Source organism: uncultured Porticoccus sp. (genome assembly GCF_913061305.1).
In the GTDB taxonomy this organism is placed as follows: Bacteria; Pseudomonadota; Gammaproteobacteria; order Pseudomonadales; family Porticoccaceae; genus Porticoccus.
Genome location: NZ_CAJXST010000007.1, coordinates 92,166 through 105,120 on the forward strand (window position 1 = coordinate 92,166; position 12,955 = coordinate 105,120).

The window sequence follows — 12,955 nt, forward strand, 5'->3', positions numbered from 1 at the left end:
ATTTAGAGTGACTAAACTTTGCTCATTCCGCCTAGCCGGAGGCAAAAATGACCGCCAGCAGAGATAATCCAATTAGTGCTAACAGGCCCTAACCGATGCCTGACATGCTGGGTTTATCCGTTGCGCCAGTGCTGGCTGTCAGTCTGGTACTGGGTTTGCTGGTGGGCAGCTTTATCAATGTGGTGATCTACCGCCTGCCCCGGCAACTGGCCGCCAGCTGGCGGCGGGACTCCCAGGAGTTTCTGGAGATTGAACCCGATTCAGAGGCCGTGCCGGAACCGCTCAATGTGGTGTTTCCCGCTTCGCACTGCCCGCAATGCGGTGCTCCGATTAAAGCCATTCACAATATCCCCCTGCTGAGCTACCTCCTGCTACGCGGCCGCTGTGCGCACTGTCGGTCTGCCATTTCCCTGCAATACCCGCTGGTTGAACTGGTTTCCGGCCTGCTGACCCTGGTGGTGGTGTATCAGTTTGGTCTGACGGCGACCACCGCACTGGCATTACTGTTCAGCTGGAGCCTGCTGGCGCTCACCGGCATTGATTTCAACGAGCAATTGCTGCCGGATGGCATTACCCTGCCCCTGCTGTGGCTGGGCTTGCTGGTCAACGTCAACGGCCTGTTCACGTCGCTGGACAGCGCGGTAATTGGTGCGGCTGCGGGCTATCTCAGCCTCTGGTCGGTGTTCTGGCTGTTCAAGCTAGTGACCGGCAAGGAGGGCATGGGCCATGGCGATTTCAAACTGCTGGCGGCGCTGGGTGCCTGGCTGGGCTGGCAACAATTGCTGTTGATCGTTTTACTGTCTTCGCTGGTGGGCGCGGTGGTGGGCCTGCTGATGATTATTTTGCTGGGACGGGACAGGCAGATACCCATTCCATTTGGCCCCTACTTGGCAGCGGCTGGCTGGATTGCCCTGCTCTGGGGCGAAACCTTGACCAGCAGTTACCTGACGCTGTTCTGACCGATACTGTCGACGAACGTTGTTCGTTGATGTTTAGCTCGATTATGCTTTTCTCCGTAATTAATATGTTTTCAACCTTCCTGTGAGTGACCGCTTCATGTTTACCGTAGGTCTGACCGGCGGCATCGGCAGTGGCAAAAGCGCCGTGGCACAGTTATTTCGACAGCACGGTATCACCGTGGTGGATGCCGATCAGGCGGCGCGCGAAGCCGTGCTGCCCGGTTCACCGGCATTGGCGAAAATCCGCGCCCATTTTGGGGCCGCGGTGCTGAAGGAGGACGGCTCCCTGAACCGCGCCTGGTTGCGGGACGCGGTGTTTGCCGATCCCGAACAACGACAGTGGCTGGAAGCTCTGTTACACCCGGCCATTGCAGTACTGATAGACGAGGCCCTGAATAGCGCCACCAGTCCCTACGCCATTCTGGAATCGCCCCTGCTGCTGGAAACCTCACAGCACGCATTGGTGGATCGGGTATTGGTGGTGGATGTCAGCGAGGCGACCCAGGTGGCCCGTGCCGTCCGGCGTGATGGCAGCGACGAGGCACAGATTCGCGCCATTATGGATGCCCAGATCAGTCGCCATGGGCGACTCGGCAGGGCGGACGACATCATTGATAACGATGGTCCGCTGGCGGCATTGGAACCGGCCGTGGCGGCGCTGCATCAGCGCTACCTGGCGCTGGCAGGCCAGCGCACCGGACAATAGAAAACTGCCAGAACGGTCATAACAGGGTGACAGAGGCCCGGATGATAAATCGGTGAATATGCCGTAACATTCGGGCTGTCACTTTATCGCGACAACCTATGGCAAGTAACGTGATGGCAAGTAGCCTGATGGTCAATAACGGTTTCACTTTCAATAATTCAATAACAGCCCGATCCCTCCAACAACAATCCTCCAACAACAGTGTCTGATGTCAGTATGAATAAACCCAAACCCCTTACCGTGAACTGCCCCACCTGCAAAAAGTCCGTGATCTGGGGAGAGGACTCACCCTATCGGCCGTTTTGCGGCAAGCGCTGTCAACAGCTGGATTTTGGCGCCTGGGCAAGTGAACAGTTCAGTATTCCGGGCGATGAGACCATGCCGCCGGACGATGCAGATTCCGATGCCGAAAACGGTGGTGTCACCCGGCATTGATCTGCAACCTGCCTAACCGGCGTTGGGGAGGTTGCGCAGTCAGTCAGTTCGGCTGTAATGCCGATTGTAGTGCATCGATAATCGGCTGATTGGCAGCGGGAAAAGCGTAGTCCGCCAATTCGGCCACTGTCACCCATTGTAACGGCTGCCCCTCATTGCCTTGCGGCTGGCCGGAAAATGCCCGCACCCACCACACATCGAGCAGAACCGCCTTGTCGGCGTAATCGTGTTGCACCTCGAGAAAGGGCTCGGCGGACTGCACCGAAATCGCCAGTTCCTCGTGAAGTTCGCGGTGCAGGGCGGCCGCCACGGTTTCATCCGGCTCGACCTTGCCGCCGGGAAATTCCCACAGCCCACCCTGATGCTTATGCTCGGGCCGTCGGGCAATCAGAATGCGCTGGTCTGCCGCCAGAATCACCGCTGCCGCCACATGAATACGAGGGGTCAAGTGCGGTATTCCGCGTTGATGGTGACGTACTCGTGGGAAAAGTCGGTGGTCCAGACGGTTTCCCTGGCTTCGCCGCGGTTGAGGCGGATTTCGATGGTAATTTCTTCCTGACTCATCACCGATTGGCCTAGTTGCTCGGTGTAACTGGCGGCGCGTCCACCGTCTTCTGCGATCAGCACGTCGTCGAGGTAGACCTGAATGGCGTCCACGTTGAGATCGGCAATACCGGCCCGGCCAATGGCGGCCAGGATCCGTCCCCAGTTGGGGTCCGAGGCAAACAGGGCGGTTTTCACCAGCGGCGATTCCGCCACGGTATACGCCACCGCCAGACATTCGGCACTGTCACCGCCACCGGTGACCCGCACGGTGACAAACTTGGTGGCCCCTTCACCATCCCGGATGACCTGCTGCGCCAGGGAGATGAACACCTCGATCACCGCCAGCTCAAAACGGGTCTGCTCCTCGGCGGACAACCCGTCAATATCCAGATTCGATGCACCGGTGGCCACCAGCATGGCGGCATCATTGGTGGAAGTATCGCCATCCACGGTTATGCGATTGAAGGAGCATTCTGCGGCCGTACTGACCAGTGTCTGCAAACGGGTTGCCGAGATTTCGGCATCGGTGGCCACATAGGCCAGCAGGGTGGCCATGTTCGGTTTGATCATTCCGGCGCCCTTGGCAATGCCGGTGATGGTAATGGGCTGCCCCGCCAGGGTGAGCTGGACGCTGGCGCCTTTGGGGCGCGTATCGGTAGTGAGAATACCTTTGGCCGCGCTGGTCCAGCCATCTTCACTGAGGGCGCCAATGGCGTTTGGCAGGGCAGCCAGAATTTTTTCGACCGGCAGTGGTTCGCCAATCACCCCGGTGGAAAATGGCAATACCGCAGTGGGTTCAACATCACCGAGCTCGGCAACTTTCTCGCAGACCCGGGCCGCGTTAATACGGCCCGACTCGCCCGTTCCCGCATTGGCATTGCCGGTATTGGTCACCAGGTAGCGAGTGGCGGTCCCGGCAAGATGTGCCTTGGCCAGCTGAACCGGCGCGGCGCAAAAGGCGTTTTGGGTGAACACGCCAGCAGCGCGACCACCCGGCGCAATCGCCATCAGCACCAGATCCTCGCGACCGGGTTTTTTAATACCCGCACTGGCTGTACCGAGCCGGAAACCCGGCACCGGGTGCATCACCGGAAAACAATTTTCGCCAACGGCCATGATGTCTGTCTCTTTATGTTTTCGCTATGGGCGCACGTCGCAGGGCCTGAACCCACTCACGACAGGCGTCCGTGACACTGTTTGTATTTCTTTCCGCTGCCGCAGGGACAGGGGTCATTCCGGCCCACCTTGCGACCTTCCCGAACAAACGGCTGCTCAGGGTTTCCCTGCTGCTGTGCAGGCGATTGCCCGCCCAGTGCCGACACTTCCTCGTGCTGCATCTGCAACTGCTGGCGCTGCTGCGCTTCCCGCTGCTGTCGCTCCAGGGCTTCGATTTCCTCGTGACTGCGGACTTCGACGCGACAGAGAAACTTGATGGTCTCGAGCTTGATATTATCGAGCATTTCCCGGAACAGCATGAAAGATTCACGCTTGTATTCCTGTTTGGGGTTTTTCGCCGCGTAGGCCCGCAAACCGATACCCTGGCGGAGGTGATCCATGTTCGATAGATGCTCTTTCCAGAGGGTATCCAGCACCTGCAACATCACCTGCCGTTCAATGGTGCGGATATCCTCGCCGATAGTCTGGGCTTTTTGCTCATAGCGCTCGCTCATCGCCTGCTGGATACGGTTGCGAAGACCTTCCTCGTGCAGCCGGGAATCCTCATCCAGCCACTGCTGGACCGGCAGTTTCAGTCCGAATTCCGTGGAGAGGTGTTCCTCCAGTCCGGGAATGTCCCACTGTTCAGCGAGACTCTGGGGCGGCACAAAATAGTCGATCGCCTGATTGACCACGTCAGCCATGATGTTAGTGATCACATCGGCGATATGATCGGCCGACAGCAGGTCTTCGCGCTGCTGGTAAATGACCTGACGCTGATCGTTGGCCACATCATCGTATTCCAGCAGGTTTTTCCGGATATCAAAGTTGCGACCTTCGACCTTGCGCTGCGCTTTTTCAATGGCACCGGTCACCATGCGGTGCTCAATGGCCTCTCCCTTTTCCATACCGAGGGCGCGCATCATGTTCTTGACCCGATCCGAGGCAAACAGACGCATCAACTGGTCTTCCAGTGACAGGTAGAAGCGGGTGACACCGGGATCGCCCTGACGTCCAGCCCGACCGCGCAACTGATTGTCGATACGGCGGGATTCATGGCGCTCGGTACCCAGAATATGCAGACCACCAGCGGCAATGACCGCATCGTGGCGCTCCTGCCAAGCCTCTTTGACTGCTGCAATTTTTGCCTCGTCCGGGTTGGCCAGCTCGGCAATCTCGGCATCCAGATTACCCCCCAGCACGATATCCGTGCCGCGACCCGCCATATTGGTGGCAATGGTGACAGCGCCGGGTCGTCCCGCCTGGGCGATAATCATCGCCTCTTTTTCATGCTGCTTGGCGTTCAGGACCTGGTGGGGAATTTTCGCTTCACGAAGGCGGGCCGCCATAGCCTCTGAGGTTTCGATGGAGGCGGTACCAACCAGTACCGGCGCCTTTTTTTCAATACAGGCGCGGATATCCTCCACCACGGCATCGTATTTTTCCTCGGTGGAGAGGTAGATCAGGTCGTTGAGATCTTTTCGGGCCAGCGGTTTATTGGAGGGTATGACCACCACCGGCAGGCCGTAAATCTGATGAAATTCGTAGGCTTCGGTATCCGCGGTGCCGGTCATGCCCGCCAGTTTTTCGTAGAGACGGAAGTAATTCTGGAAAGTGGTGGAGGCCAGTGTCTGGCTCTCGCTCTTGATCGTCACCCCTTCCTTGGCTTCGATAGCCTGGTGCAACCCCTCGGAGAGACGCCGGCCCGACATGGTGCGACCCGTGTGTTCATCGATCAGGACGACCTCACCCTCCTGGATGATGTACTCGACATCCCGGTTGAACAGGTAGTGGGCCCTGAGGGCGGACTGCACGTGGTGCAACATGCCCAGATTGGATGCATTGTAGAGGCTATCACCGGATTGAAGTAAGCCATCACTTTCAAGCAATGACTCTATTTTCTTGTGGCCTTCTTCAGTAAGTTCTATCTGGCGGGTTTTTTCGTCAATGATGAAATCGCCGGGTTCTTCATCGCTGTGGGACTTCAGCATCGGCATCATGCTGTTCATGCGTTTGTACAGGGCCGAGCTGTCCTGGGCCGCGCCGGAGATGATCAGCGGTGTCCTGGCTTCATCGATCAGGATGGAATCCACTTCATCCACGATGGCAAAATTCTGACCCCGCTGAACCCGGTCGTCGAGTCTCAGCACCATATTGTCGCGCAGATAATCAAAGCCGAATTCGTTATTGGTACCGTAGGTAATGTCCGCCTGGTAGGCCCGTTTTTTGTCCTCGGGCAACTGCTGGGACATGATCGCGCCCACGCTCAGACCGAGAAATTCGTAGACCGGCGACATCCATTCGGCGTCGCGTCTGGCCAGGTATTCGTTCACGGTGACCACGTGTACCGCGTCACCGCCGAGGGTGTTGAGATAGGCCGGCAATGTAGCCACCAGCGTTTTACCCTCACCCGTGCCCATTTCCGCAATGCGTCCCTGATGCAACGTCAGGCCACCGATCATCTGCACATCAAAGTGGCGTAGTCCGAGGGTTCGCCCGGCGGCCTCGCGCACCACGGCAAAGGCTTCCGGCAGCAATTGATCGAGAGACTCTCCCTCGCTGACACGTTGTCTGAACTCGGTGGTTTTGGCTTTTATCTGGTCGTCGGTGAGCTCCGCGAGAACCGGCTCAAATGCGTTGATCTGTCGAACAGTCTTCCACATTTTTTTGATTTCGCGGTCATTTTTACTGCCAAGAAGCTTCTTTAAGAGTTTCATTATCAAATCCAGTATCACAAGATGCGCCAAGGCGCCCTGAAAAACGTGCGGGTGTCGGGTGTGGACAGATGGGAGCGCTAGCGGATGGTGCGTCGGATATAACTGGCCGGATCGACCGAACGACCATTTTTGTAGACTTCGAAGTGAAGGTGGGGACCGGTTGCACGGCCGGTACTACCCATCAGGGCAATCACATCACCCTGCTTGACGGTATCGCCCGCCTTCACCAGGTTTTCGCGGTTATGGGCATAGCGTGTCAGGTAACCTTCACCGTGATCCACCTCAACCAGTGCACCATAGCCGCTGTGTCGACCCGCCCGGGTAACCACACCGGAGGCAACCGCAATGATTTGATCCCCTTCCTGGCCGGCAAAATCGACGCCGTTATGCCAGGCGCGGTGGCCGCTAAAGGGGTCGGTACGTCTGCCGTAACGGGAGGACAGCCAGCCTTTCAACACCGGCCGTCCAGCCGGTTGGCTCTGGCCATTGAGCTGGCGGTCCAGCATCAGTGATTCGAGGACACCGAGCTGACCTTCACGGTTTTCCACCTGGGACTGAAGTTGGGCAAACATGAGATCCAGCTCGGTGTGGCTGTATTCAAGTTCTAGGGGTTCCAGCTCTGGCCCGCCGATAGCCGGTTGCAGACTGAAATCAAATTCACCGTCTTCGAGATCGGCGATGTTTGCCAGCCGCGCACCCAGTGCATCCAATCGCAACAGCCGGGTTTGCAGGGCGGCCAGTTTTTTGGTGAGAGCGGCCACTTTTTGTCTGGCTTCGTCGCGGCCCGCGTCGAGATTGGCCTGTTGCTCGGCCAGCTCCTGCTGCATGTAGTCCGTCAGCCGGTCATCCACCTTGCTTTCACCGAGCTGCATGCCGAGGTAAATGCCACCGGACACAGGTAAACCCAGCAGGCACATGGACAACAGGAACTTGGCCCAGTTATTCAGGGTCAGCGTCCAGGTTTTTCCCTTGCGGTTACCGATAAAAATGATATTCACGGGTTGACGATCACCCTCTTTGGCTCTGCACAACAGCTCACGCTAGGCGGTGACCATTGGCTTGATATAGGAGATGGGCACATCGGCTTCATCCTCTTCGAAGGTGACCATTTCCCAAGCATCTTTCTGGGCAATCAACTGCCGCAGCGAAGCATTGTTCAGTCCATGGCCGGATTTGTGCGCAACAAATTCGCCGATCAGGCTGTTGCCAAGCAGGTACAGGTCGCCAATGGCATCGAGTATCTTGTGCTTGACGAATTCGTCTTCATAGCGAAGACCGTCCTCATTTAACACCTGATACTCGTCCACGACAATAGCATTGTCCATGCTGCCGCCCCGGGCCAGGCCCATGGAGCGCAGGTATTCAATTTCGTGCATGAACCCGAAGGTACGGGCCCGGCTGACTTCTTTTACAAAGGAGGTGGTGGAAAAGTCCACTTCCGCCTTGAGCGTCCGGTTGTGAAATACCGGGTGATCAAAATCGATGGAAAACGTCACCTTGAATCCGTTAAACGGTCGCAGGGAGGCCGACTTGTCGCCATCGGTCACCGTGATCGGTTTCAGGATACGGATAAACCGTTTCGGTTCTTCCTGCTCACGGATACCCGCAGATTGCAGCAGGAACACGAAAGGTCCGGCACTGCCATCCATGATCGGCACTTCCGGCGCCGTGACATCGATAATGGCGTTGTCGATACCGAGACCGGCCATGGCGGACAACAGGTGCTCCACGGTCGAGACCTTGACGTCGCCGTTCACCAGTGTGGTGGACAGGGTGGTCTCGCCGACGTTCTCGGCCTTGGCGTGAATTTCCACCACGGGATCAAGGTCGGTTCGACGGAAGATAATACCGGTGTTAACTGGGGCTGGATGGAGGGTCAGGTAGACTTTCTCGCCAGTGTGGAGACCCACACCCGTGGCGCGAATCATGTTGTTCAAAGTACGCTGTCGAATCATGCGTTACGAATACCTGCCAAAATTACAAAAAACCGCCGACAATACTAGCAGAACTCTGCCCACAGCTCCATAAAGCAAACCGCCAGACATTTGAGGGGTGTCACTGGCGGTTCACCTTGTGGATCCAGATAACCTACGTCGGTCAGTCGGCCTGACGACGCAGGAATGCCGGAATATCCAGATAGTCCATGTCGGCATCGGCACGGGCGTCCAGCTTGCGCGCCACCGCTTCACCACCACTGGACCCGCGCCGGATGACGGTGGGTTTTTCCAGGGCATCGTAGTCGGTTTCACCACTGCTCTTGCGCATGTGAATCGGCGCCACATGGCCGTTGTCGACAACTTTGGACGGGGCCTTGCGTTCCAGTGCGGGCTGACCCAGACCAGTGGCCACGACCGTAACCCGCAGACGATCACCCATTTCCGGGTCGATCACTGTTCCCACCACGACGGTGGCGTTATCGGAGGCAAAAGCTTCTACAGTGTCACCCACATCGGAGAACTCACCCAGAGACAGATCGGGACCAGCGGTGATGTTAACCAGAATACCGCGGGCACCCTGCAGGTTGATGTCTTCCAGCAGCGGGCTGTGAATCGCTGTTTCGGCGGCGATCCGGGCACGATCTTCGCCTGTCGCTTCACCGGTACCCATCATCGCCTGCCCCATTTCGGACATCACGGTGCGCACATCGGCGAAGTCCACGTTGATCATGCCGGGGCGGATAATCAGGTCGGCAATCCCCTGTACAGCACCCAGCAACACATCGTTGGCCGCCTTGAAGGCCTCCAGCAGACTGGTGGTTTTACCCAGCACCTGCAGCAGCTTTTCATTGGGCACCGTGATCAGTGAATCCACCCGGTCCTTCAGTTCTTTCAGGCCCTCTTCGGCGATGGCCATGCGCTTGCGGCCCTCAAACACAAACGGCCGCGTGACCACCGCCACGGTCAGGATGCCCAGCTCGCGGGCCACATCGGCCACAATGGGCGCGGCACCGGTACCGGTTCCACCACCCATGCCAGCAGTGATGAACACCATATCGGCGCCCTGCAGGACATCGGCGATGCGCTCGCGATCCTCCATGGCGGCATGACGCCCCACTTCAGGGTTGGCTCCCGCACCCAGCCCCTTGGTCAGGCCATTGCCCAACTGCAGGATGGTGGCGTGCCCCAGGTCCTTGAGTGCCTGAGCATCGGTGTTGGCGCAGATAAACTCCACCCCGTCCACACAGCTGCTCATCATGTGACGGACAGCGTTTCCGCCACCGCCTCCGACCCCTATTACTTTGATTTCTGCGCTATCCGGTGCGCTATCTACGATCTGAAACATGATAAATACCCCTCATTTGGTATAACTGCGTTAAAAAATTACAAATTTCCCTGAAACCAGCTTTTCAGCCGGGCGATAAAACTTTCCTTGGCGCTCTCCCGGCGCCGCACGGGACGGGTACCGTCCTGCTGCTGCTGCAAGCCATAGAGCAGCAGTCCGACGCCAGTGGAGTAGATCGGGTTGTCGACAATGTCCGCCAACCCTTTGATATTGTGTGGCGAGCCAACGCGCACCGGCATGTGGAAGATCTCTTCCGCCAGTTCGATGACCCCCTCCATCTTCGAGGTGCCACCGGTCAGCACGACGCCGGCGGCCACCAGATCTTCAAAACCGCTGCGGCGCAACTCTGCCTGTACCAGGGTGAACAGCTCGTCGTAGCGCGGTTCGACCACTTCTGCCAGGGCCTGCCGGGACAGGTCCCGCGGCGCACGATCGCCGACACTGGGCACCTTGACGGTCTCGTCCGGACCAGTCAGCTTGGCCAGCGCACAGGCATATTTGACCTTCAGTTCTTCGGCGTGCGCGGTGGGCGTACGCAGGGCGTGGGCAATGTCATTGGTCACCTGATCACCGGCAATGGGAATGACCCCGGTATGACGAATGGCACCGTCGGTGAAAATCGCGATATCCGTGGTACCGCCACCGATGTCCACCAGACAGACGCCGAGCTGCTTTTCATCTTCGGTGAGCACAGCGTAGGAAGAGGCCAGCTGCTCGAGAATGATGTCGTCGACCTCAAGGCCGCAGCGCCGAATACATTTTTTAATGTTCTGGGCGGCATTCGCGGCACAGGTCACCAGGTGTACCTTGGCTTCCAGTCGCACGCCCGACATACCCAGCGGTTCGCGAACACCTTCCTGGTTGTCGATAATGAATTCCTGAGGCAGGACGTGGAGGATCTCCTGGTCGGCGGGAATCGCCACCGCCCGCGCCGCATCGATAACCCGTTCAATATCCAGGGGCAACACCTCACGATCGCGAATGGCCACGATACCGTGGGAATTCAGGCTGCGGATGTGGCTGCCGGCGATACCCACATAGACCGAGTGAATATGGCACCCCGCCATCAACTCGGCTTCTTCAATTGCCCGCTGAATGGAATGAACGGTGGACTCGATGTTGACCACCACACCCTTTTTCAAGCCGGAGGAGGGATGCAGCCCGGTGCCGACAATTTCCAGTGTGCCACCGGGTCCCGCCAGACCCACGATCGTCACGACTTTTGATGTGCCGATATCCAGCCCGACAATGAGTTGTTCGTCATTTGAGTTCGCCATTCTCGACCTCATACTTGCTCTGGCTCGCCAGATGCCATTGATAATTGCTGTTGATTGAGTTGCGCCTGTTGCGCAGGTTTTTTCACCCACTGCACCGCGACACCGTTGTCATAACGAATATCTACCCAGCCAACCTCTGTCGCCCGCGCCTTGAGGTGCTGATCCCAGACCAGCAGGAAACGGCGCATTTTTTCGATAATCTGATCGCGGCCGATCACCAGTTCCAGATCGTTGGTGAGCGTCAGCCGCCAGGCATCGCGGGCATCGCGTTTCAATGCTGCAATACGCAACTCCGCCGGTTGCAGCATCTGCGCCATCTGCCGGTAGGAGCGCATCATCTGCCGCTCACTGCGTTCAACGCCTTCCAGTAGAGGCAGGTGTGACAGCATGCTGTTGTCGCCGATTTCCAGTCGCTCCCCGCGATGATTGAGAAAAGCGCTATCGCCCCAGCGAGCGATAGGAACCTCTTCTACCAACCGGATCACCAGACTGTCTGGCCACTGGCGACTGATACTGGCCTCTTCGATCCAAGGATGCTGCTCCAGACCGTCGCGGATTTTTTGCAGGTCGAGGCTGATAAAACCACCACTCAACAGCGGCTCAACCATCTTCTGGATCTGTGCCTGATCCACCTGGGTGTATTGCCCCCGCACCAGGATCACCCCGATGGGCGCATCGACTTTGTTGAACACCAGCCACGCACCCCAACCGCTGCCGACCAGCAATCCACTCAGCAGCAACAGCGACAGACCGCGTTGCAGCCAGGCCAGGCGATCACGCCAGGGCTTCGTCTCGCCCCGCCGTTTGGCCCCTGCCATTTTTGGTAATTTGCCTGCCATCGCTCTGCTGTTTCTCCGTTGTTGCCTTGCCAAACTTTCAGGTTGTATCACTCGTCCTCGAAGCGCGCTCACAGCGCCTTTAAAGACAACGCCTTTAAAGAGAGGTATCGAGGATCTTCAATACCAGCTCATCAAAGCTGTAGCCCGCCGCCTTCGCCGCCATCGGCACCAGACTGTGGTCGGTCATACCCGGTACCGTGTTGACTTCCAGCAGCTGGAATTCACCGGCCTGATCACACATCACATCCACCCGCCCCCAGCCACTGCACCCGAGGCTGTTAAACGCCGCCAGCGCCAACTCCTTGAGTTCGGCCTCCCGGTCCTGATCCAGCCCACAGGGGCATAGATAGCGGGTGTCATCGGCCAGATATTTGGCGTTGTAATCGTAAAAACTGTGGTCGGTCTCCAGCCTGATCGGCGGCAACACCTCGCCGTTGAGCACCGCCACGGTGTACTCCGCGCCGCTGATCCACTGCTCGGCAATCACACTGCTATCCATTGCGGCGGCCTCAACCCACGCCTTCTCCAACTCAGCGGCACTGTCCGCCCGGGTCATGCCGAGACTGGATCCCTCATGGGATGGCTTGACCATCACCACACCGCCCAGGGCATCGAGTGTTCCCTGCCAGTCACTGCTGTCGTTCAATACCGCAAATTTTGCCGTGGGCAACCCCACGCCCTGCCAGAACTGCTTGCTGTGCAATTTGTCCATGGCCAGCGCGGAGGCAAATACGCCGCTGCCGGTGTAGGGCAGACCGAGAAACTGCAGGGCGCCCTGCAGGGAGCCGTCTTCACCACCCGGCCCGTGCAGCATGATCAAGGCCCGCGCCAGTGACAGCTGCGGCAGTTGCTGCAACAGGTCGGCAGCCACATCGATGGCGACCAGATCGACACCGCTGCGCTGCAGGGCCGCGATCACCGAGCTACCGGAGATCAGTGAAATCTCCCGCTCAGCGGAGGTGCCCCCATAGAGCACACCCACCCGGCCATATTTCTGTTTCATTGCCTCACTGACTGCCATCGTTCTCTCTGTCATGTT

12 protein-coding genes are annotated in these 12,955 nt (G+C 58.1%); 3 read left to right on the forward strand and 9 right to left on the reverse strand.

Annotated features, from left to right (window positions below; translation table 11 throughout):
- Positions 1-95 precede the first annotated feature (95 nt).
- The 3 genes from QZ516_RS09960 to yacG all read left to right on the forward strand — a co-directional run bounded on the left by QZ516_RS09960 (position 96) and on the right by yacG (position 2,100).
- Positions 96-959, forward strand: coding sequence for an A24 family peptidase (locus QZ516_RS09960; protein WP_297189017.1), 864 nt, complete (start codon positions 96-98; stop codon positions 957-959).
- Positions 960-1,056: 97 nt separating this feature from the next.
- Positions 1,057-1,665, forward strand: coding sequence for a dephospho-CoA kinase (gene coaE, locus QZ516_RS09965; RefSeq protein ID WP_297189020.1), 609 nt, complete (start codon positions 1,057-1,059; stop codon positions 1,663-1,665).
- Positions 1,666-1,881: 216 nt separating this feature from the next.
- Complete coding sequence (yacG, locus tag QZ516_RS09970) at positions 1,882-2,100, forward strand: DNA gyrase inhibitor YacG (RefSeq protein ID WP_297189023.1); 219 nt, start codon at positions 1,882-1,884, stop codon at positions 2,098-2,100.
- Positions 2,101-2,143: 43 nt separating this feature from the next.
- On the opposite strand, the gene mutT is transcribed toward yacG, so the two are convergent.
- The 9 genes from mutT to QZ516_RS10015 all read right to left on the reverse strand — a co-directional run bounded on the left by mutT (position 2,144) and on the right by QZ516_RS10015 (position 12,952).
- Positions 2,144-2,548: an 8-oxo-dGTP diphosphatase MutT gene (mutT, locus tag QZ516_RS09975; RefSeq protein ID WP_297189025.1), complete on the reverse strand. Its 405-nt coding sequence runs from the start codon at positions 2,546-2,548 to the stop codon at positions 2,144-2,146.
- Positions 2,545-3,762 carry a bifunctional glutamate N-acetyltransferase/amino-acid acetyltransferase ArgJ gene (gene argJ, locus QZ516_RS09980; protein ID WP_297189028.1) on the reverse strand — a complete coding sequence of 406 codons (1,218 nt, stop codon included), beginning with the start codon at positions 3,760-3,762 and terminating at the stop codon, positions 2,545-2,547. Before argJ ends, mutT begins: the two co-directional genes overlap by 4 nt.
- 56 nt (positions 3,763-3,818) lie before the next feature.
- A complete protein-coding gene (secA, locus tag QZ516_RS09985; RefSeq protein ID WP_297189031.1) occupies positions 3,819-6,524 on the reverse strand; it encodes a preprotein translocase subunit SecA in 2,706 nt (901 codons plus the stop codon).
- Between the two features lie 71 nt (positions 6,525-6,595).
- Positions 6,596-7,516, reverse strand: coding sequence for a M23 family metallopeptidase (locus QZ516_RS09990; protein WP_297189034.1), 921 nt, complete (start codon positions 7,514-7,516; stop codon positions 6,596-6,598).
- A 42-nt stretch (positions 7,517-7,558) separates the two neighbouring features.
- On the reverse strand, positions 7,559-8,473 hold the full coding sequence (gene lpxC / locus QZ516_RS09995; protein ID WP_036859284.1) for a UDP-3-O-acyl-N-acetylglucosamine deacetylase: 915 nt from the start codon (positions 8,471-8,473) through the stop codon (positions 7,559-7,561).
- Positions 8,474-8,615: 142 nt separating this feature from the next.
- A complete protein-coding gene (gene ftsZ, locus QZ516_RS10000; protein WP_297189037.1) occupies positions 8,616-9,800 on the reverse strand; it encodes a cell division protein FtsZ in 1,185 nt (394 codons plus the stop codon).
- 38 nt (positions 9,801-9,838) lie between these two features.
- Positions 9,839-11,077, reverse strand: coding sequence for a cell division protein FtsA (gene ftsA / locus QZ516_RS10005; RefSeq protein WP_297189040.1), 1,239 nt, complete (start codon positions 11,075-11,077; stop codon positions 9,839-9,841).
- 8 nt (positions 11,078-11,085) lie between these two features.
- Positions 11,086-11,916 carry a cell division protein FtsQ/DivIB gene (locus QZ516_RS10010; protein ID WP_297189043.1) on the reverse strand — a complete coding sequence of 277 codons (831 nt, stop codon included), beginning with the start codon at positions 11,914-11,916 and terminating at the stop codon, positions 11,086-11,088.
- Positions 11,917-12,010: 94 nt separating this feature from the next.
- Positions 12,011-12,952 (reverse strand): D-alanine--D-alanine ligase, encoded by a 942-nt coding sequence (locus QZ516_RS10015; protein WP_297189046.1) that lies wholly within the window; start codon positions 12,950-12,952, stop codon positions 12,011-12,013.
- Positions 12,953-12,955 lie beyond the last annotated feature (3 nt).